The organism is Chryseobacterium sp. UF-290, from assembly GCF_058245615.1.
This window is the reverse complement of sequence record NZ_JBSICB010000001.1, coordinates 110,473-131,650: the sequence shown is the minus strand read 5'-3', so window position 1 is coordinate 131,650 and position 21,178 is coordinate 110,473. Positions and strand designations below refer to the sequence as shown.

Sequence of the window (21,178 nt, the reverse complement as noted above, 5' to 3'; positions counted from 1 at the left end):
CGGGATTTTTATTGTTTTACATCGGGCCGCCACCTTGTTCGTCGTCCCCTGTTGTATTGGAGTTAATATCTTTTTTAATTTTTGGCTTGGTTTCGATCTTTTCACCCTGTTTGAATTTGTAAGTGAAAGATAAAGCAGCCTGTCTTGGTTGCCACTGCATTTCTGCTTCTCTGGTGAACTGGGCATTATCTGTATAATTCCTCATCCTTCTGGTATTAAAGATGTCTCTGATATTGAACCCTATAATTCCGTTTCCTTTCCAGATGGTCTGGCTTACCCCTAAATCTATTCCGTACATCGCTTTTCTGTTGTTCATAGCTGTTTTTTCAGCCGCTCTGTAGAAACTCTGAACCTGAAGGCTTAATGTCTTTGTTGGCTTAAAGGTATTGTTGAAACGTATTCTGTATGAAAAACCTGAACCTGAAAAATCATTTAGCTTTTTCGGATCTTCAGGGAATAAGTTATAGCTTCCTGTGTTTTTATACCCGTAAATGTCAGCAGAAAGCATCATTTTCCACCAGTTGAAAGGATCGTAGGTTCCGTTCAGATCCAAACCGTAATTTGTTTCTGTTCCTACATTGAAAGGAATGGTGTTGACAGCTCCTTTTTCATCCACATACTGATATCTGTTTTGCTCATCTTCAGATTTTTTGAAGTATAAAGTTGGGTTGAAGGTAATCTTCTTATTAGAAAGATTGTATCCAAGCTCAAAAGAGTTTTCGTAGGTTGGGTTAAGGTTGGGATTTCCTCTGAAATAATTTCTGTCATCATCAAAAGACATGAAAGGGATCAGTGAAAAAGCTCTCGGACGGTTGATCCTTCTTGAATAATTTAACAGGATCTGGTTGTTCTTTGCCAGATCATAGCTTAAGAATACGGAAGGGAAGAGCTTTGTATAATTTTTATTTACCTCCGGTGTATTCGCGGGATTTCCGTTCTGGTCAAAATTCTGGAAATTGATATCAATTTTTGAAGTTTCACTTCTTAACCCCAGCTGATAGGCAAACTTTTCTCCAATCTTGCTCTTAAACTGAGCGTAGATTCCCAGGATATTTTCAGAATATACCGTATTGCTGGTAAAGTCATATCTTGTATAAACAGGGCTGCCATTGTCGCTTTGATCTACAAAATAATTATAAGTATTTCTGTTGTAATCATAGCGTGCCCCTGCTTCCAGTTTAGACTTTTTTCCTATCGGAAGCTCATAATCGATTTTCCCGATAAAGGTATCTGTTTTAGAATCTGTGCTGATGTTGTTTGAGGAGTTTCCTTCCGATTGTAATATGTTATTAATGAAGGATTGCTGTATGATCTGATTGATTCCGTCAGTCTTATTGGTCTGGTAGCTGGCAGATGCGGATAATAACTGTCCGTTATCACCTATTTTCTGATCAAGTCCTAAATCAAACTGAGTCGCCAGGTTCTTATTATTACCAGAGCTGTTTCTGTTTCTTATGACGTTATTGGACTCATTGGCATTTTTATATACAATTTCGTCATACCTATTAAGGTTATTCTGGTCGGTATCGAAGCTTCTGACCATTCCCGAGAAATTGATAGAGGTATTATCATTGAAATCATGAGTAAAACCTGCTGTTACATTATAGGTGTCACTTTCTCTTTTGTTTTTTCCATCCTGATTAGAGTATTGCGTAAAAGGAAATGCCTCGGTAGGATCCAAAGCGCTGATGTTATCCTTTCTAATCGTAAGGTTTCTGGAAGTACTTTGGTTTTTCTGATAGCCGCCGCCGCCATTCAGGAACCAGGTCCAGTTTCCTTTTCTCCAGTTGAGGTTGGCGTTAAGGTTGGTTCTCGGAAGGTAGCCCAAAGTTCCGGTTACAGTTCCGTTGAAGCCCATTTTCTTATCCTTTTTCAGGATGATATTCAGAATACCTGCTGTTCCGCTGGCTTCAAACTTTGACGAAGGATTAGTGATCACTTCAATTCTTTCAATCTGATCAGCCGGAATACTCTGTAAAGCATTTGAACCGTCATCAATGCCAAGAAGGGAAGAAGGTTTCCCGTTGATCAGGAATTTTACATTGGAGTTTCCGCGCATAGAAACGGTTCCGTCCGTATCTACGGAAACTGAAGGAACATTCGTTAAGACGTCCTGAAGATTTCCTCCTTTGCTTACGATATCCTGTGAAGGATCGTAGGTCTTTTTATCGAGTTCTACTTTATAAGCTTTGGCTGCTGCTGCGGTGATAACAACCCCCTGTATTTCATTTGTTTTACCGTCAATAGTAGAGGTAGCCTCAGGCTCTATAGATAATGCTCCGATATTACCCGCTGATGCAATGTTTTTGCTGACTACACTTGTTTTGTAATCGATAGCTTCTACGGTAATGTCATAATCTCCGGGAGCTAGCTGAATTTTGTACTGTCCTTTTTCATCGGTAAGCACCGCATCGCTTAATGTTGAATTCACCTTATTGCTAAAAGTTACAGAGGCATAAGGAACCGGCTGGTTTTTCTTATTGACAATAGTTCCTGAAACTCCTGCTTTCTCCTGAGCAAAAGCCATTGCTGCCGCTGAAAGTACTAAGGTGAGTCCTAAAGTTTTTCTGGTGAAAATATTGACAATTTCTGTCTTATTCTTCATAGGTTATTTTTTTGTATAAAATCGTGAAAGGATAACCCCTAATATTTTGAATATCCATATTGATCTGATCTTCAAAATATTATGATCTGTTTATTGTTTTTCTAACTGTATAAAATTTTAGGTGCCTGTTAAGCTATTTTATATTCTTTGAGTTAAGCCAGTCCTGGTAAGCTTTTGCATTTACAGCATGCTCTTCGGCACTTGCCGTAAACTTATGATATCCAAACTTGGCAGGATCGGCACACATGAATATATAATTATTGTTTTCCGCATTTAAAACAGCATCTACTGAATTTTTATCCACCACACAGATAGGTCCCGGAGGAATACCTGCATTGGCGTAGGTATTGTATGGGGATGGAGTAGAAAGATGTTTATATAATACTCTTTTAATAGGTTCTTTAAAATTAGTCTGTTTATTGATCGCATATATTACCGTAGGGTCAGACTGAAGCTTCATTCCTTTTCTGTAACGGTTCAGATATAACCCTGCAATTGTCCTCATTTCATCTTTTTTTCCTCCGGATTCTTTATAAACAATGGAAGCCAGTGCATAGATCTGATCTCTTGTAAGGCCGGATTGCTGCTCTTTGCTTTTTCTTTCACTGGTCCAGAAATCATTGTACTGATCTTCGAACTTTGCAAAAAACTCTTTGGGGCTTACCGTCCAGAAGAAATTATAAGTATCTATGAAAAAATATTTTTTTAAATCTTCCACATTTTTATAGCCTTTCTCCTGAGCAACGATATCCAGATCATTGACAAAATGTAAAGAATCCAGCTCCGTTTTTTTGCTCACTTTGCCGATCATCTGATACATATCTCCAAAATCTCCGATCCTGAAAGAATTGGCAGTCTGATTACCCGCTTTGATCATATTGACGAGATCCGTATTTCCGGTACCGCTCTGGATATGGTAACGTCCGGCTTTAAAATTACCCTCAAGACCTTTATCTTTAGCCACGGCTTCAAAAGATTCCCTGTCTTTGATATAAGGAGCAATAGAATCAAGGATCTGTCTGAAACCTGCTTTGTGAGGAATCAGAACATACCCTTCCTTTTCTACGTTATTCCCAAAATATTTATTATAAAATCTCAAACCAAAAAATCCTGCGACTACAATAACCAGCAGAATGATAATGAGAATTGCCTTTTTCATTTTTATTAATAAATGTTGATTAAAAGTTTTGTTTTTAAAGATCCGTTTTACCTCTAAAAACCTGCTTTGCAGGGCCTTCCAGCCAGATGTTCCGGAAAGAATCACCGCTTTTCTCTGCATATACTTTAAGGTTTCCCCCTAAAGTTTTAACTTTTACAGAGGTTAGATTATGCTTTTCAAGAAAAGTTAAAGCGGAAGCTGTAACTCCGGTACCACAACTGTAAGTTTCATCCTCAACACCTCGTTCATAGGTTCTTACAAAGATCTCATTATCAGAGATTTTTTCTACAAAATTGACATTGATCCCTTTTTCTTTATAATTTTCTGAATTTCTGATCCCGTTTCCTTCCTTATAAACATTATAATCCGGAAGGTCATTCACATATTTTACATAATGAGGTGATCCGGTATTGAGAACAAAGTCATTTCCGTCATGAGAAATAGTATCTACATCGATCATTTTTAGTTTAATGATCCCATTGTGGATTTCTGCGTCATGTTCACCATCTGTTGCTATGAACTTGCATTTATCTTCAAAAATGTCAAGAAAAAAGGCAAAAGCAACGAGACACCTTCCGCCGTTTCCGCACATTGTACTTTCTCCACCGTCAGAATTGTAGTATACCATTTTAAAATCATAATCAGGATCGTTTTCAAGGAGGATAAGTCCGTCGGCACCTATTCCGAAACGTCTGTCACATAGTTTTTCAATGATATTTTTGTCTTTGGGAAACTGAAGATCACGGTTGTCTACCATTACAAAATCATTTCCTGTTCCCTGATATTTATAAAATTCCATATTTTTTCTCTTGAAATAAAGAAGCAAAATTAATATATTTAAAATGAAAAACGAACAGTGTTAGCTGTTCGTTTCCTTATTTATAATCGTTTTATCTAAAGCCCCGTTCGCTGCTCTGCCTGTTGGAATCACTGCTTTGGTTGCTTGAATTATTTCTGAACCCGCTGGACGATGATTCTGTTCTGTTGCTCGAGTTATTCCTGAAACCGCTATTGTACTGGCTTCCCTGATTGCTCTGGGTGCTGTTGTTTTGGTTCCTGAATCCGCTGTTACTGTTCTGATTTCTGAAACCGCTATTGTTTTGGTTTCCCTGATTGTTCTGGTTACTCTTGTTTTGGTTTCTGAATCCACTGTTATTGTTCTGATTTCTGAAACCGCTGTTGCTGTTGGAGTTCCTGTTATTATTGAATCCACCGCTATTATTATTGGATGAGTTTCCGCTATTATTGAAACCACTGTTAGGTCTCTGAGTCGTTATGGTAGAAGACCTTCTTTCCACATAGACTTTTCTTCTGGAGTTATTATAATTGTAGTAATAATAAGGAACACCGTTATCATAATAATAATTTACGTTGTTTCTGTAATAATATCCGTCATTGCCCCAATATCCGCCATTTCCATAATATCCGGAAGGCGCATAATAATATCCGTTATTATAATAGGGGTCTCCATAGCCGTATCCATTATTGGCATATCCGTCTGTATATGCTAAACAAGATGTTAAGCTACTAATAGCCAAAATACTGAATGCTATTTTTAATAAATTTTTCATGACTTTATTGTACTTTTTTCTTTAAAACTTTTTTTCCAATTGAGGTATCCTAAGATAGCCATTATAGTAAATACCAAATATTGAACCGAAGTGATCCCCAAACCCTTAAAAATCATCATAGGAATGCAAATAAGATCTCCGATAATCCAGAAAATCCAGTTCTCAATGCGCTGTTTGGCCATCAACCACATTCCTACTAAAAATATTGATGTGGTCCCTACATCCATCCAATTGGCCCAATCCAGATGATACAATCCGAGACTGGTTCCCTCCATTGAAAATTGATTATCAATATAGGGTTTATAATAATAAATAAGAGTAACCAATGCCATACTCAGGATGAAAAGAATACCGGCGTAGAACCATTCTTTCCTGGTGGCCCAGGTAACGTCCACATGAACATGATCTTCAGAGTTCTTTGCCCATAAAACCCAGCCGTAGATACTCATTACCGAATAATATACATTGATCAGGCAGTCACCGAGCAATCCGAAATTAAAAAGAATATAAACATAGATCAATGTAGAGACGATACCGGTAGGATATACCCAGATATTTTTCCTGATGGAAAAGTAGACACTCAAAGTTCCGAAGATCGCTCCCGAAGCTTCCAGCATAATCTGTAAAGCATCATAGTTCTCATAGGGCTTTACAAAAAGATCATATAAATTCATGTGATCAAAAATAAACAAAATTTAACACCCGGAGAAATACTTTAAATGAGGTGTTGTTCAGGTTTTTAAAGATTTTAATGTAAAATAAATGATGAAATTTTGACGATAAACGTAGGAGTTGCTAAATTTTTTATATTTTCGTAAATCCTTAAATAAATAAAAAAACATGTCGAAAATTTGGGTTAAGAAGCCGCTAAGTGCCTATGAGGCAGATATGAAGAAAAGTGAGCTGAAGAAGGTCCTTGGAAAATGGAGTTTAACAGCGATAGGAGTAGGTGCTATCATCGGAGGTGGAATCTTTGTTCTTACGGGAACCGGAGCCTATTATCATGCAGGTCCGGCACTTGCAATTTCCTTTATCATAGCAGGTATCGCCTGCGTTTTTGCAGCATTATGCTATGCGGAGTTTGCCTCTATTATTCCTGTGGAAGGTTCTGCTTATGCCTATGCATACGGAACAGTGGGGGAAATTTTTGCCTGGGCAATGGGATGGTGTCTCATCCTCGAGTATGCCATGGCCAGTATGGCGGTATCGGTGAGCTGGTCCGGTTATTTTACCAAATTTTTAAAGATCTTCGGGGTTCATTTGCCGGCTTATCTTACATCAGATCCTGCAAGTTATACCGGAGAAGGGTTTTCAATGAACCTGCCTGCATTCATCCTTGTATTATTGATTACAGCATTATTGGTAAAAGGAACTAAAGAAGCTGCCGGAGCTAACAATCTGATCGTTCTGATGAAAACGTCTGCGGTTATTTTCGTAATTATAGCAGGAGTATATATTATTTTTTCCAATACTGATCTGTACAATGCTGTAGATGGTGTTAAGAACTGGAACCCTTTTATACCTGATCCGGTAAAGATCAAAAACTCTGAGGGTGATATGGTTTCCGCTTATGGTATTAAAGGTATTATTTCAGGTGCGGCAGCGATTTTCTTTGCCTATATCGGTTTTGATGCGGTTTCCACTCAGGCAGGAGAAGCTATTAACCCTAAAAAGGATGTGCCTTTTGCGATTATTGCTTCATTATTGATCTGTACGGCTTTGTATATCTGTGTATCTCTTGTACTGACAGGTATGATGCATTATACAGACTTTAATCCGGAAGGGAAGTTCCCGGATGCTATCAAAGCACCTGTAGCATATGCCTTTGAAATTGCAGGAAAGCACTGGGCAAGTAATGTGGTAACGATCGCCGCTACTGTAGGACTGATCTCTGTAGTAATGGTAATGATGATGGGACAGTCAAGGATTTTTATCGGAATGGCAAAAGATGGATTGATCCCTCAGTTCTTCGGTGAGCTTCATCCGAAAACAAAAACACCTTACAAAGGAATTATTTTGTTAGGAATTGTGGTGGCGCTTATTGCAGCCTTTACACCCATTTCTACCTTAGCGGATATGACAAGTTTCGGAACCCTGTTTGCATTTACGTTGGTTTGTATTGCAGTTTGGGTGATGAGAAAAAAAGAGCCTACGCTGATCAGGCCTTTCAAAGTGCCTGCTTATAAAGTTGTGGTGGGATTAGGAGTGGTTATCAATCTGTATTTAATAATTAACCTAAGCGCCCATGCATTGGAGCTTTCTGCTATATGGCTGTTCTTTGGAGGTTTGGTATATTTCCTTTATGGCAAATCAAACAGTAAACTGAACAATCCTGAAAAGTATAAAAACATCGATTAATATTAATATAAACCGCTTCGGCGGTTTTTTTTTGTATATCCCATGAAAAAAATATTCTCTATTTTACTCTTGTCTGCAGGAATATGTATGTATTCCCAACAAGTAGAAAGTTTTGAAACGATCTTGAATGATAAAATAAGCATCAGAGCGCTGGAGCTGCACGACCATAAAGTTTGGTACAGTGGCACGGAATCTAAGTTTGGGTATGTTGATCTTAAAAATGATAAAGATCAAAAACAGATAAGATTATCAGAAGAAAAACTCCAGTTCAGAACATTGGCGCAGGATAAGAACTTTTTTTATGCCATCAATATTGAAAGCCCTGCCCGTTTCTTTACAATAGATAAAAAAGAGCTGAAATCACAGGTTATTTTTAAAGATACAGCGAAAACGGCTTTTTATGATGCTTTGCATTTTGTCAATGATCATCTTGCATATGCCTTCAGTGATGCGGATAAAGATCTTTTGTTGAAGCTGGCGGTCTATAGAAATGGAAAATGGAGTATGTTTAAAAGCAATTTAAAATTAAACGAAGGTGAAGCAGCTTTTGCAGCCAGTAATACCAATATCTCTTCAACTAAAAAGTATATGTGGATCGCGACTGGCGGTAAAGCTTCAAGGATCTTAAGAATGGATCTTAAGGATGAAAGGATAGAAGCTTTCCCAACTCCTTTTATTCAGGGGGAATCCTCTCAGGGAATGTATTCCATAGACTTTAGTGATGACCGTTTTGGAATTGCAGTGGGAGGGGATTATACCAGGCAGGATGCTAATATCAATACTATTGCGACCACCAATGACGGCGGTGAAACCTGGCAGATTCAGGCTTCAGGTCAAAATGCAGGATATATGACCTGTGTGAAAATTAAACCGGGATCGAAAGGAAAAGAGATCATTGCAGTGGGAGATCAGCACATCAGCTATTCCTCAGATTTTGGAAAGACCTGGAAGAAAATTTCAGATGAAAAAGGGTTTTTCGTTTGCGGGTGGATCGATGGCAGCAGCGTTGTTTTTGCGGGAAATAACAGAATTGCAGTAATGAAATTAAAATTTTAAATATCAGGTATAGAATTTATCACTATTTGGCAAACACCTGATCATACGTATTTAGACTCATTATAAAATACGACCTAATATAATTCATAGGTTAAAATTCATAACTAATGGTTAATTTTGTAGGATGAAATTTTGATTATGTTAAATTTCATGACCTTATAAAATTTTAATTTTCAAATGAACTCTTTAATAGATAAGTATAATATTCCCGGACCTCGTTACACCTCTTATCCTACTGTTCCATATTGGGATGAATCAACATTTTCCCAGGAGAAATGGAAGGAGACGGTGATCATGTCTTTTCATGAGACTAATGCAGAGGAGGGGATTTCTATTTATATCCATTTGCCTTTCTGTGAGGCTTTGTGTACATTCTGCGCATGCCACAAAAGAATTACAAAACAGCATAGCGTTGAAATTCCTTATCTGGAAAGTGTTTTGAAAGAGTGGAAGCTTTACCTTGAATTGTTCAACGAAAGGCCTAAGCTGAAAGAACTTCATTTAGGAGGCGGTACACCCACATTTTTCTCTCCTGAAAATTTAAGGACATTGCTGGAAGGAATTTTTTCTACAGTAGATATCGCGGAACATCCTGAATTTTCTTTTGAAGGACATCCGAACAATACTACAAAAGAGCATCTTCAAACGTTATATGATCTTGGTTTCAGAAGGGTAAGTTTCGGTGTGCAGGATTATGACCCTAAAGTGCAAAAAGCAATCAACAGAATTCAGCCTTTTGAGAATGTAAAAGCGGTAACGGAGTGGGCCAAAGAAATTGGTTACAGAGGGATCAGTCATGATCTCGTTTTCGGATTGCCACATCAGAATTGGGAAGCGATGGAGCATACCATCAGAAAAACAATGGAACTGAAGCCGGACAGACTGGCATTCTATTCTTATGCACACGTTCCATGGGTAAAAGGTGTGGGACAGAGAGGATTTGATGAAAATGACCTGCCAAGTGGTGAAGAAAAACGCCGTCTGTATGAAGATGGTAAAAAACTGCTTCAGGATTTGGGGTATATTGAGGTAGGGATGGATCATTTTTCCCTTGAGCATGATGACCTGTATCAGTCTTTGATCCATAAAAAGCTTCACAGAAACTTTATGGGATACACCTCCAGCAATACCCAGCTGATGGTAGGACTTGGAATGTCTGCGATCTCTGACTCATGGTATGCTTTTGCCCAGAATGTAAAAACAGTGGAGGAATATCAGAAGATGGTAGAAGAAGGCCGGATTCCTGTAGTAAAGGGACATGTGCTGAATGAGGAAGACCTGATCGTGAGAAGACATATTCTGAATCTGATGTGCCAGCTTGAAACCACTTTCAATGATCGTAATTCTTTCCCTGAGCTTGAAAATGCGCTGGATATGCTGGAAGAGATGGAAAATGACGGTCTGGTGGAGATCAGCGGTAATGAAATAAAGATTACAGAAGCGGGAAGAGCATTCACAAGAAATGTAGCCATGGTTTTCGATCTCAGAATGATGAGAAATAAACCTGAAACGAGGATTTTCTCAATGACGATATAAAACAAAGGCGGTTCAAATTTTGAACCGCTTTTTTATTAAATTTAAAATCTTAGTTGATTCTTTTAGGGTTTGTCTTGTGATGTTTTTTCTTCATACTTTAAAACGCAATGCCTGCAAAGTTTATGTTGCAGAAGTGGCACTTCGTGCGGCAAATAGAACTTTTCCTGGCTAAGTGAAACGCTCTTGCGAACTCTCTCATAGGGATTATTTGTAAAAACCTTTGCTGCCTTTTAAGTTTAAAAAGTATGGATATACTCATTGATGAATTTTCTTGATATCAATCTTATTTAACAATTAATTTTTGGCTATAGGATTTCAAATCTCCTGATTTCAGATTGATAAAATAAACTCCCGATGATAGCCCGGAAATATCAATGCTCCTGCCGTTGATAATCTGGTCTGTTTCCAAAACCTTCCTTCCGTCCGCGCTGATGATCTCCGCTGTCGTTCTTTTATCCTTGATTCCGTCAATGAAGATTTCTCTGGAAGCAGGATTAGGATAGATTTTTATGCTTCCTGGCTGATTATTGTCCTGTGTACCTAAGGTTCCTGTCGTAATTTTAAAAATCTTTCCGCTGTTTACCGCTGCTACGTACAGTTCCTTTTGATAATCCTGCCCGAACGTGGAAAAATTATTTCCGCTGTAGGCTGGTGTCCATGTGATCGTATTGCTGGTATCCAATATTCCGATCTGGGTGGAGCAATAGTCTGCAAAAAAATATTTTCCCTGAAGAGCCGGATATTGGGTTCCTCTGTAGACATATCCTCCGGTGATGGAGCACTTTCCTCCGGAATGATCATAAACTGCAATTGGAAAAGTCATCGTAGACTGTGCCGGGCATCCTGTGGTATTGTAGGGGTCATTTCCTTCGTAGCAACGCCATCCGTAATTTAGACCGGCTTGGGTAATGGGCATTTTGTTGATCTCTTCTATGGCTCCCTGGCCCACGTCAGCGATCATGGCACTTCCTGTTGTCAGGTCAAAAGAAAATTTCCAGGCATTTCGGAGACCATAGGCCCATATTTCATCTGCGCCATCCACGCCGGCTCCTGCAAAAGGATTATCCGGTGGAATATTATAAGGACCGGTAGCGTCCACGTCTATTCTCAACATTTTTCCCAGCAGAGAATTTTTATTCTGGGCATTATTGTTCGGATCTCCGCCGCTTCCTCCATCGCCTGTGATGATCCAGAGTTTTCCATCAGGAGCAAAATGAATGCTTCCTCCATTATGATTTGCAAAAGGCTTGGGAATATTCAGTAGGATTTTTTCAGAGGCGGGATCTGCTACATTGGGATCTGTAGAACTGACGGTATACCTTGCTACAATGATATTTCCGGACGGATTGTTATAATACACAAAGAAATACCCGTTGGTAGAATATTGCGGATGAAATGCAAGCCCCAGAAGTCCTCTTTCACCACCGAAAACAATCTTTGAAGAAATATTCAGAAAGTTGGTTGTGTTAATGGTTCCGTTGGGCTGGACAATTTTAATGATACCGTCCTGCTGTACAACAAACAGACGGCTGTCATTGGCATTTGTAATTTCGACCGGGCTGGTAAGTCCGGTGGCAAATTCCTCCAAATTAATGCTTTGAGAATTAAGAATTAAGGAAGAAAGAATACTAATGGTAAAAAGTAGCTTTTTCATAATATTTTGATATTTAGTGTGTTGAAATAAGAATGAAAATTTTATACCAATCAAATTTTGAAGACTTCATTATCATACTAGGAAAAAATTGTTAAATCTTAAATAGAAATCAGAATACCAATATATCTGAAAATAAACCATTTCTGTTGTTAAAAATTCATAAAATACAAGAAAATCATTATATTTGCCGACTTAATTTAACGTAGTTATAACAAAATGCAAGGAAAAGGACTTATTACAATTGTTGCTATTGTCCTGGGGTTGATCTGCTTAAACGAGCTATTACCAACCTGGTACGCCAGCAAAATTGAATCGCAGATTGAAGCTGCGAAAGGAAACGAGAAAGAGATCAAACGAATCAAGGAAGATACTCTTAATCTTGGGTATACGAAGCTTTATTATTCGAAAGCTAAAGACAAGGAAATGAAACTTGGTCTCGACTTAAAGGGAGGGATCAACGTTCTATTGGAGATCAATCAGAGAGATCTGGTGAATGATCTGACAAATTATTCTACCAATCCTGTTCTTATTGAGGCTTTAAACAATACTGATGAAGCTCAGAAAAACTCAACAAAATCTTACATCGACAACTTCTTCGAACAGTTCGATGCGGTAAACAAAGCAAAGGGAACCAACCTTAAGCTTGCTGATCCGGAACTTTTCGGAAATACCAACCTGTCTGAAATCAAGTACAACACTACTGATGAGCAGGTAAAAAGTATTGTTAAAAGAAGAATTGATCTTTCCGTAGGTACAGCTTTCGAGGTAATCAGAACGAGAATTGACAAGCTTGGAGCGATCCAGCCAAACGTTCAGAGAGTGCCTGGAACAGCAAGAATTTCTGTAGAGATGCCTGGTATGAAAGACATCGACAAAGTGAAGAAAATGCTTCAGACTTCTGCAAAACTTCAATTCTGGGAAGTACAGCAGATTAATGAAATTGCACCTTATTTCCAGACTTTGACAACTATGGTTGCTGCAAAAGGAGATTCTATGGGAGTAGCAAAGAATGTGAACTTCATGAATCTTTTACAGCTTGACAAATTAAGAACGAATGGTGTAGCCAACGTAAAATTATCTGATACTGCTGCTGTAAACAAAATTCTGAACAGCAAAGTAGGTTTGGCTTTACGTCCGGCTAACATTAAATATACACAGTTCATGTGGGGTTACAAACCTGAAGCGACAAGCCCGGACGACCTGGTATTGTATGCGATCAGAGGTAACATCAATCAAAAAGCTCCGGTTGACGGTGCAGTAGAAACTGCAAACATCAGCTACGATGAACTTGGAAGAGTAGTGGTAGACATGCAGATGGATTCTAAAGGAGCGAAAGAATGGAAAACTTTAACTGAAAAGAACGTAGGGAAGCCTGTGGCTGTAACGCTTGATAACAGAGTGTATACCGCACCAAACGTTGTAAATGCTATTCCTAACGGTAGAACTCAAATCTCCGGTAACTTCTCTCAGGAAGAGGCCAAAGAATTGGTAGATGTTTTAGGAGCTGGTAAATTACCTGCCGGAGCGAAAGTAGTTCAGGCTACTCAGGTAGGTCCTTCTCTGGGGCAGGAATCTATCAACGCAGGTATGATTTCATTTGCTATTGCATTCTTAATCATTATTGTTTATATCATTTTCTATTATGGTGGTGCCGGTGTGTACGCTGTAATTGCAATGGTAATCAACTTATTCTATATTTTCGGAATTATGGATTCCGGAGACTTTACGCTGACCCTTCCTGGTATCGCAGGTATCGTATTAACGATGGCGATGGCGGTAGATACGAACGTAATTATCTATGAAAGAACGAAAGAGGAATTATTTGCCGGTAAGAGTATCTTAGAAGCTTATAAAGACGGGTTCAAGCACGCTTTAAGTGCAATTATTGATGGTCACCTGACGACATTATTGACTGCTATTGTGTTATTCTTCTTCGGAACAGGACCTATCAAAGGATTTGCTTTAACGTTAATGATCGGTATTATCATGACGTTGTTCACTTCTGTATTATTATCAAGAGTAATGATCTTCAGCAGGCTGAACAAAGGTAAGAGCCTTTCTGTATGGACTCCTCCAACAAAGAACTTGTTCAGAAATATCTGGATCGACTTTATTGGTAAGAGAAAATATGCATATATCGTTTCTGCTGTTCTTACAGTGATCTGTATTATATCTATGGTAACTCACGGATTCAAATATGGTATTGACTTCACAGGAGGTAGAAACTATGTTGTAAGATTTGATAAAGCAGTTAATGCCAATGACGTTGAAGAAAAATTAGTTAAGCTTTTCAAAACTGAAGACGGGAAAAACTCTTCTGTAGAAGCTAAAACTTTCGGAAATGCCAATCAGCTGAAAATTTCTACAGATTACCTGATCGAAGATGAGTCTTTAAAAGCTGACCAGACTATTGAGGAAAAATTATATGAAGGATTAAAAGGAGATCTTCCTGCTAATATTACATTGAATGATTTTAAATCTGCAGATAAAGATCATGCAGGGATCATTTCATCTGAAAAAGTAGGTCCTACAGTGGCAGACGACATTCAGACGCATGGTATTCTTGCGGTAGTAGCTGCATTGGGTGGTATCTTTATCTATATCCTATTCAGATTTAGAAAATGGCAGTTCTCTTTAGGTGCTGTTGCGGCACTATTCCACGATGCGGTTATTATTTTGGGGACCTATTCGTTGCTTCACAAATATATGCCGTTCAATATGGAGATCAACCAGGATTTCATCGCTGCGATTCTTACGGTATTGGGGTATTCAATCAACGATACAGTAATTATCTTCGACAGAATCCGGGAATATCTGAGAGAGAAGAAATCATTAACACTGGCGGGTCTATTTGATGACTCTATCTCAAGTACATTGGGTAGAACATTCAATACCTCATTCACCACGATCCTGGTAATCCTTGCGATTTTCATTTTCGGTGGTGATAACCTTAGAGGATTTATGTTTGCTTTGTTGATCGGTATTGGATTCGGTACGTACTCATCTATCTTTATTGCATCAGCAATTGCTTATGATTTCCTTAAAAAAGGAAAAGAAGATGGTGTGCACGGAAAGACCACTTCCAATAAAGAAGTACTTGCTTCAAAGTAATAGAACTACAATAAATAAGTAAAAGAGGCTGTCTCAAAAGTGAGACAGTCTCTTTTTTTATGGATATTTATCTGAGGGTAATGAATCCTTTCCCTTATATATCTGAATTAGCTGTAGACAGTGAAATGCTCACAGATGTTTACGCATGGTTTTATAAATGAATGAAACTTTATGTCATTCTATGACTACTTTTATTCATCATCTAATGCTCATTGCCGTTATTTATTATTCATCATTTTTTGCCGGTTTTTCCTCAATTCCGTTTTTCTTCCCTTTTTTGGAGGTTATTAATTATTAAATATTGCCAAAAAGTAGAATTATTTTTTAATAAATCAAATTTTGGAGATTAAAAATTTCGTGCAATTGCCGAATAATAAAGAATTTTTACACGCTCTGTTAAAATATTTATTTTATTGGAAAAAAAACCGAAAAATAAGAGATTATGTAGTAAATTATTATATATTTACAAAAAAACAAAACAAAAATGAAATTCGAAAAATTATTCGTTGCTGCGGCACTATGTGCTGGCAGTCTTATTAGTGCACAAGCGGGGATTGGCACTCCAAATCCTGACAAGAGTTCTGCATTAGATGTTACCGGCACCAATAAAGGTGTATTAATCCCCAGAATTTCCGATCTGTCAACAGTAGTAACTCCGGCTAACGGGTTGTTGGTCTATGATCTTACAAGACAGGCATTGGCTCAGAATATTGGAACACCTTCCAGTCCCAACTGGGTTCCGATCAGCGGTAATATTGTTAAGTTCTTCTATATGCCCTCCATCAGTATTGATACTTCCACTATCGGTACGGGAAGGACTATAGATCTATACCAAATGTATAAGACTCAGTTTTCTACCCCGAAAGTTTCGAGTACAGGCGCTCCGGCAGCCATTCCTTTCTTTGTGAATGCTTCGGACCTGTATTATTATGTAACTGATTTTGATGGCAATGTTTTAAAGAATGTAAGCATTAATGCAAGCGGAATACTGCGTTATGACGTAGCTACAACTGCTACTGCCTGCTCTTTCGTTAATATTGTATTTGTAATCAAATAATTTTAAGTGACATAGAGTCATTGTGATCATCCTTATTCTGGGATGAGTATTCTTCCATGTATAATTAACTACTTAAAATTATTAATGATGAAAACAAATTCAATATTACGTTATGCTCTTATAGCCTTATGTCTTTTTGTTTCAAACAGAATGATATCCCAGGAAATGGTTTCCCTGCCAATGGGTGGCTGCGGGAGGTTATTGGATACTAATACTTCAACCCAATACAGTAATATTATTTCTATATGGCCACCCTGTGCAAAGATTGGTGCTGTAGCTATCAATCCTAACAATATGACAGATACAAATGTGAACTCATATGGAACACTGAAACCCGGTATTGGAGCTGGTGTATGTCCTATTTATATAGGAGTAGGAACAACAGGAAGTGATTTCCCTGCCAATAAACCTGTTTACATAGATTTTTCCTCAGAAGGATTTAACTTTAATGCAAGTTTCAACGACGCCAGTTTTAAATTTTACAATAATGGTACGGAGGTGTATTCAACTTCAGTGGGTGGACACTTCTTCTTTGATTTTGGAGATAGCCAGAGTAGAAAGATTATTAAAGTATTGCCTACTGCGGCTTGGGATGAAGTTAGGTTGTCTTATTCTGATTTTGGTATTGGTTTTACCTTTAATGAAATGAGGGTTTATAATATTCTTTCAGAATATTATATTGGCCCGATGGTATACCAATCTCAGCCTTCAGACAAAACGGTTTCCGTGGGAGCCTCTACAACGATGACGGCTGTTATCAACAATACAGACGAGATCCCGGATAATATTACGTATCAGTGGCAGGTGCTTAATGGAGGTACATGGACAAACCTGTCAAACAATGCCAACTATAGCAACGTTACCAGCTCAACACTCAATATTAACAACATTCCGGCCAATTTTCATAATAATCAATATAGGGTAGTGGCCAACTCGAGTTTTCATACCTGTTCATTTCAGACAATATCGAACATAGGAAGACTTTTTGTTAATGCTGTTAATAATCCCGGAACCATTGCCGCAGACCAGACGGTTTGTATGGATATCAGCAATGATCCGGCTGCATTCAGCCAGACTGCTACCGCACAGGTAAATGGCTCTGTAGAATACCAATGGCAGAGTTCTACGGATAATGTTACATTTACAAATATTACAAATGCAACTTCTGCAACTTATGATGCGCCTCCTGTTACACAGACCATTTATTATCGTCGGGGAGTGAGATCTGTTCTCAACGGTAATACTACCGGTTACCAATACAGTAATGTGGTTACAGTAACCTTCAAGCAAAATTGCCTCATCAAGTGTATCATAACCAACAGAATGATTTATACTAAGCTTAACAGCAACTAGACAATAAATCCAAGCATATAATAAAACCTGTTTCAAACTCATTCTGAAACAGGTTTTTTTATATTGCTGGATATTTATTTTTTTGATTCTATTTGATAGAAGATCCGGACAGAAGATTTTTACCAGGGAGCTATTATTCAATAGTATGCTTATTCTAATAGAATGAAATTTAGAATCATTATTTTTAAGATTTGATTAATTTTGCACCATAATGGAAAATTCAAAGAAAAAAGCAGCCATAGGCTTTATATTTATCACTTTACTGATCGATATTACAGGGTGGGGGATCATCATTCCTGTTGTTCCGAAGCTGATTGAGGAACTGATCCATGCAGATATCAGTGAAGCTGCAAAATATGGTGGCTGGTTGGGATTTGCCTATGCGTTTACACAGTTTATCTTTTCTCCGATGGTTGGAAACCTGAGTGATAAATATGGGCGCAGACCTATTATCCTGATTTCCCTTTTCGGATTTGCCGTAGATTATATTTTCCTGGCATTGGCTCCAACGATCTGGTGGCTGTTCTTAGGAAGAGTAATAGCAGGGATTACCGGAGCAAGTGTCACCACTGCGAGTGCTTATATTGCAGATATTTCTACGGATGAAGACAGGGCTAAAAATTTTGGACTCATAGGAGCGGCATTTGGTCTTGGGTTTATTATAGGACCGGTTTTGGGAGGAGTTCTCGGACATTATGGTGCCAGGGTTCCTTTCTATGCAGCAGCAGGATTATGCCTGCTTAATTTCCTTTACGGATATTTCATTCTTCCGGAAAGTTTAGATAAAGATAAAAGAAGAGAATTCGACTGGAAACGTGCCAATCCTGTAGGTTCATTTAAATTTTTAGGGAAGCATCCTGAAATTTCGGGGTTGATCGTTGCCTTAATTTTAATTTATATCGCAGGCCATGCTGTACAAAGTAACTGGAGCTTCTTCACGATGTATAAATTCGACTGGACGGAAAGAATGGTAGGAATTTCATTGGGAGTTGTAGGATTGTTGGTTGGGCTGGTGCAGGGACTTCTGATCAGATGGACAACTCCAAGGCTTGGGGAACAGAAAAGTATTTATTATGGGCTGGCTCTGTATGCCGTAGGAATGCTGTTGTTTGCATTCGCTTCAGAAAGCTGGATGATGTTTGTTTTCTTAATTCCCTATTGTTTAGGAGGAATTTGTGGTCCGGCCTTACAGTCTGTCATTACTAAAAGTGTTCCTTCCAACGAACAGGGAGAACTTCAGGGTGCGTTGACAAGTCTGATGAGTGCCACTTCAATCATCGGACCTCCGATGATGACGAACCTCTTTTACTTTTTCACCCATGATGAAGCTCCGTTTGAGTTTTCAGGGGCGCCCTTCTTTTTAGCATTTATTTTAATGGCCGTTAGTGTAGTCATTACGTATTCTGCTTTCCATAAAAAAAGAAAAATTTAAAACGGCTGTATCTTAAAAAGAAAAAATATTCAGGATAAAAATAGATAAGGTTAAGATGAATTCATTTCTTAACCTTATTTTTTGCTGTTTAATCTTAAATATTTACGTAAATTGTGATGAAAGTTACTTACCATTCCTTTAGGGGGATAATTTGTAAAATATGAGCCGTATTCCTCAGTACAAACCGGAAGAATTCAATCCAATCCTTCACCTGGATTGGGCGGGGAGAAGTCTGTTGAAAAAAGATCTGAACGATTTTTTTATAGAACCGCTCCACATCCTTAAAGATGCAATAACTCCTTCTTTGCCTCATCGTAAAACAGTAAATGATTTTGTTTTTATCAGGAAAGGATCTCTTGAAAAAATGGTGTGTTCAGATGTTTTTGGTGTGCAGGCCAATATGGTGATTCTGTTACCTCCCCATAAGATCCGGACATTTCTTGGTAATACCCCCGATGTGGAAGGATTTTATTGTCATTTCTCCGATGATTTTATTGCAGATGGCCCCGGGCTGAAATATCTGCAGGATATTTTAAATGATACAGACCTCAGAAATGACCCTAGACTTTGCCTGGATGATGAGCACAGTAAAAGAATTGATCTTATTCTCCACCAGGTGGAAAGCCTTTATAAAAGTCAGAATAATCCGGAGCTGATCAGGCTTTATCTGTTTACCTTATTGGGAGAGATCCGGTATTTTATAGAAAAACTGCCAAAACAGGTATTATCCGTTAATGAAACGGTAGCATTACGTTTCCGGAAACTGATAACCAGTCAGGTTCAGAATATCCATTCTGTAAAGGAATATGCAGACCTGCTCCATATTTCTCCTAATCATCTGAATAAAATCATAAAGAAATCGACTGGGAAAACAGCCTCTGAAATCATCAGCGAAGCGCTCGTGATGGAATCCAAAGCTTTATTATCACTGCCCGGTTTTACTGTTTCTGAAGTGGCTTTGGCGCTTGGAATGGATGATATCTCTTATTTTTCCCGTTTTTTCAAGAAACATACGGGGATGAGTCCTTCAGATTACCGGAAAGGGATTGATTTGTCCTATTAATGGATGTATATGTTCTAACCTTATTGTATTGCATTTCAGAATTTTGTAGATGTAATAGTAAGACATGAATATGATACGGACAGTATTTTTTATTGTAGGGTTGATGCCCTTGTTATTTTTCTCTCAGAGCGGTACATCATCCGGAAATCCGCCTGTATCGTTTGAAGCATTGGCAGGAAATAACGGGATTGCATCCCAGATGATGATCAATAAAGGATTTGAAAATAATAAAAGGCTGGGGTTTCTCAGTGTTGCCAATATATCTTCAAAATGGTCGGAAGATCACTCTCAGGATGCAATGGTTCAGGCTAATCTGACTTATGAGATTTTTAAGAACTTTCGTTTACTGGGCGGTATGCATTATACTCCGGTAACAGGTCTGAGACCTACCGCAGGATTTTTATATTCTCTCCATTTTAATGATTTTCTTTTGGTGGTTAATCCCCGGTTTATAGGATTTTCAAAGAATAGTATTGCGGAAGGCTTTGCATTACTGGAATATCAGCCAACGATTAGCGTAAACTGGAAAGGATATTCACGGGTCCAGGCATTATATTCAGAAACTTTAAATGACGGACAGCATGCCCGCAGCTATCTGATGCTCCGGCTGGGAGCCAGCTATGGACCGGTAACTTTTGGACTAGGAGCGAATTTCGATCAGTATGGACCATTTAAAGAAAGCAAGCAGAACTACGGAGTGTTTGCAGCCATCAGGCTGTTCCATTAAATACAATCTTTTAAACTATAAGTATCATTTATTATGAGACATTTTATTTTTCAGTCGAAAGATACATGGACGGGAACAGTACTTCGATGGGCTTTAGGTATCGTTTTTATTCCACACGGAATTCAGAAAACGCTGGGATGGTTTGGCGGAACGGGATTTAAGAGAACGATGGATCTGCTCACAGGAGATTTACATCTGCCATTGGTTATTGCTTTTACCGTAATTTTGGTCGAGTTTGCAGGTTCCTTTTTGTTATTACTGGGATGGTTGACAAGGGTATGGGCTTTGTCTTTTATAGGATTGATGATCGGAATCATGTTGACTGCTCATTTTGAAAACGGCTTTTTTATGAATTGGTTGGGTACCCAGAAAGGAGAGGGCTGTCAGTTTGATATTCTGGCCATAGGAATTGCCCTGGCTTTACTATTCGAAGGAGGCGGGAAATGGTCAATAGACTTGTGGTTATTCAGAAAAAACAATGAACAAAAATAAAATT

16 protein-coding genes are annotated in these 21,178 nt (G+C 38.3%); 10 read left to right on the top strand and 6 right to left on the bottom strand.

Annotated elements, in window-relative coordinates; genetic code table 11:
* Positions 1 to 16 precede the first annotated feature (16 nt).
* From AC4IF5_RS00575 to pnuC, 5 genes are all read right to left on the bottom strand, one after another.
* Positions 17 to 2,605 (bottom strand): TonB-dependent receptor domain-containing protein, encoded by a 2,589-nt coding sequence (locus AC4IF5_RS00575; protein ID WP_490730701.1) that lies wholly within the window; start codon positions 2,603 to 2,605, stop codon positions 17 to 19.
* 133 nt (positions 2,606 to 2,738) lie between these two features.
* The gene (gene mltG / locus AC4IF5_RS00570; protein WP_490730700.1) at positions 2,739 to 3,764 is read right to left on the bottom strand and encodes an endolytic transglycosylase MltG; all 1,026 of its coding nucleotides are present in this window, start codon (positions 3,762 to 3,764) and stop codon (positions 2,739 to 2,741) included.
* Between the two features lie 34 nt (positions 3,765 to 3,798).
* Positions 3,799 to 4,563, bottom strand: coding sequence for a diaminopimelate epimerase (gene dapF / locus AC4IF5_RS00565; protein WP_490730699.1), 765 nt, complete (start codon positions 4,561 to 4,563; stop codon positions 3,799 to 3,801).
* A 91-nt stretch (positions 4,564 to 4,654) separates the two neighbouring features.
* A complete protein-coding gene (locus AC4IF5_RS00560; protein ID WP_490730698.1) occupies positions 4,655 to 5,335 on the bottom strand; it encodes a hypothetical protein in 681 nt (226 codons plus the stop codon).
* On the bottom strand, positions 5,332 to 6,009 hold the full coding sequence (gene pnuC, locus AC4IF5_RS00555; RefSeq protein WP_490730697.1) for a nicotinamide riboside transporter PnuC: 678 nt from the start codon (positions 6,007 to 6,009) through the stop codon (positions 5,332 to 5,334). Before pnuC ends, AC4IF5_RS00560 begins: the two co-directional genes overlap by 4 nt.
* A gap of 166 nt (positions 6,010 to 6,175) precedes the next feature.
* Between pnuC and AC4IF5_RS00550 the strand changes: the two genes are divergently transcribed.
* The 3 genes from AC4IF5_RS00550 to hemN all read left to right on the top strand — a co-directional run bounded on the left by AC4IF5_RS00550 (position 6,176) and on the right by hemN (position 10,285).
* Entirely contained in the window at positions 6,176 to 7,693 is a 1,518-nt protein-coding gene (locus AC4IF5_RS00550; RefSeq protein ID WP_490730696.1) for an amino acid permease, read from the top strand.
* A gap of 42 nt (positions 7,694 to 7,735) precedes the next feature.
* Positions 7,736 to 8,749: a WD40/YVTN/BNR-like repeat-containing protein gene (locus AC4IF5_RS00545; protein ID WP_490730695.1), complete on the top strand. Its 1,014-nt coding sequence runs from the start codon at positions 7,736 to 7,738 to the stop codon at positions 8,747 to 8,749.
* A 177-nt stretch (positions 8,750 to 8,926) separates the two neighbouring features.
* A complete protein-coding gene (gene hemN, locus AC4IF5_RS00540; protein ID WP_490730694.1) occupies positions 8,927 to 10,285 on the top strand; it encodes an oxygen-independent coproporphyrinogen III oxidase in 1,359 nt (452 codons plus the stop codon).
* A 283-nt stretch (positions 10,286 to 10,568) separates the two neighbouring features.
* On the opposite strand, the gene AC4IF5_RS00535 is transcribed toward hemN, so the two are convergent.
* The gene (locus AC4IF5_RS00535; RefSeq protein WP_490730693.1) at positions 10,569 to 11,939 is read right to left on the bottom strand and encodes a PQQ-dependent sugar dehydrogenase; all 1,371 of its coding nucleotides are present in this window, start codon (positions 11,937 to 11,939) and stop codon (positions 10,569 to 10,571) included.
* Between the two features lie 216 nt (positions 11,940 to 12,155).
* Between AC4IF5_RS00535 and secD the strand changes: the two genes are divergently transcribed.
* The 7 genes from secD to AC4IF5_RS00500 all read left to right on the top strand — a co-directional run bounded on the left by secD (position 12,156) and on the right by AC4IF5_RS00500 (position 21,174).
* Positions 12,156 to 15,050, top strand: a complete 2,895-nt coding sequence (secD, locus tag AC4IF5_RS00530; RefSeq protein ID WP_490730692.1) for a protein translocase subunit SecD — start codon at positions 12,156 to 12,158, stop codon at positions 15,048 to 15,050.
* 484 nt (positions 15,051 to 15,534) lie between these two features.
* Entirely contained in the window at positions 15,535 to 16,107 is a 573-nt protein-coding gene (locus tag AC4IF5_RS00525; protein ID WP_490730691.1) for a phage tail-like protein, read from the top strand.
* A gap of 87 nt (positions 16,108 to 16,194) precedes the next feature.
* A complete protein-coding gene (locus tag AC4IF5_RS00520; RefSeq protein WP_490730690.1) occupies positions 16,195 to 17,460 on the top strand; it encodes a DUF8696 domain-containing protein in 1,266 nt (421 codons plus the stop codon).
* A gap of 211 nt (positions 17,461 to 17,671) precedes the next feature.
* A complete protein-coding gene (locus tag AC4IF5_RS00515) occupies positions 17,672 to 18,892 on the top strand; it encodes a TCR/Tet family MFS transporter (RefSeq protein WP_490730689.1) in 1,221 nt (406 codons plus the stop codon).
* A gap of 160 nt (positions 18,893 to 19,052) precedes the next feature.
* Complete coding sequence (locus AC4IF5_RS00510) at positions 19,053 to 19,955, top strand: helix-turn-helix domain-containing protein (protein ID WP_490730688.1); 903 nt, start codon at positions 19,053 to 19,055, stop codon at positions 19,953 to 19,955.
* 70 nt (positions 19,956 to 20,025) lie between these two features.
* The gene (locus AC4IF5_RS00505; RefSeq protein ID WP_490730687.1) at positions 20,026 to 20,682 is read left to right on the top strand and encodes a hypothetical protein; all 657 of its coding nucleotides are present in this window, start codon (positions 20,026 to 20,028) and stop codon (positions 20,680 to 20,682) included.
* A gap of 33 nt (positions 20,683 to 20,715) precedes the next feature.
* Positions 20,716 to 21,174 carry a DoxX family protein gene (locus tag AC4IF5_RS00500; protein WP_490730686.1) on the top strand — a complete coding sequence of 153 codons (459 nt, stop codon included), beginning with the start codon at positions 20,716 to 20,718 and terminating at the stop codon, positions 21,172 to 21,174.
* Positions 21,175 to 21,178: the final 4 nt, after the last annotated feature.

Excerpts from the sequence above, each read along its gene's own strand:
- AC4IF5_RS00575 (WP_490730701.1), bottom strand. The coding sequence starts at position 2,605 with ATGAAGAATAAGACAGAAATTGTCAATATTTTCACCAGAAAAACTTTA.
- mltG (WP_490730700.1), bottom strand. The coding sequence starts at position 3,764 with ATGAAAAAGGCAATTCTCATTATCATTCTGCTGGTTATTGTAGTCGCA.
- dapF (WP_490730699.1), bottom strand. The coding sequence starts at position 4,563 with ATGGAATTTTATAAATATCAGGGAACAGGAAATGATTTTGTAATGGTA.
- AC4IF5_RS00560 (WP_490730698.1), bottom strand. The coding sequence starts at position 5,335 with ATGAAAAATTTATTAAAAATAGCATTCAGTATTTTGGCTATTAGTAGC.
- pnuC (WP_490730697.1), bottom strand. The coding sequence starts at position 6,009 with ATGAATTTATATGATCTTTTTGTAAAGCCCTATGAGAACTATGATGCT.
- AC4IF5_RS00550 (WP_490730696.1), top strand. The coding sequence starts at position 6,176 with ATGTCGAAAATTTGGGTTAAGAAGCCGCTAAGTGCCTATGAGGCAGAT.
- AC4IF5_RS00545 (WP_490730695.1), top strand. The coding sequence starts at position 7,736 with ATGAAAAAAATATTCTCTATTTTACTCTTGTCTGCAGGAATATGTATG.
- hemN (WP_490730694.1), top strand. The coding sequence starts at position 8,927 with ATGAACTCTTTAATAGATAAGTATAATATTCCCGGACCTCGTTACACC.
- AC4IF5_RS00535 (WP_490730693.1), bottom strand. The coding sequence starts at position 11,939 with ATGAAAAAGCTACTTTTTACCATTAGTATTCTTTCTTCCTTAATTCTT.
- secD (WP_490730692.1), top strand. The coding sequence starts at position 12,156 with ATGCAAGGAAAAGGACTTATTACAATTGTTGCTATTGTCCTGGGGTTG.
- AC4IF5_RS00525 (WP_490730691.1), top strand. The coding sequence starts at position 15,535 with ATGAAATTCGAAAAATTATTCGTTGCTGCGGCACTATGTGCTGGCAGT.
- AC4IF5_RS00520 (WP_490730690.1), top strand. The coding sequence starts at position 16,195 with ATGAAAACAAATTCAATATTACGTTATGCTCTTATAGCCTTATGTCTT.
- AC4IF5_RS00515 (WP_490730689.1), top strand. The coding sequence starts at position 17,672 with ATGGAAAATTCAAAGAAAAAAGCAGCCATAGGCTTTATATTTATCACT.
- AC4IF5_RS00510 (WP_490730688.1), top strand. The coding sequence starts at position 19,053 with ATGAGCCGTATTCCTCAGTACAAACCGGAAGAATTCAATCCAATCCTT.
- AC4IF5_RS00505 (WP_490730687.1), top strand. The coding sequence starts at position 20,026 with ATGATACGGACAGTATTTTTTATTGTAGGGTTGATGCCCTTGTTATTT.
- AC4IF5_RS00500 (WP_490730686.1), top strand. The coding sequence starts at position 20,716 with ATGAGACATTTTATTTTTCAGTCGAAAGATACATGGACGGGAACAGTA.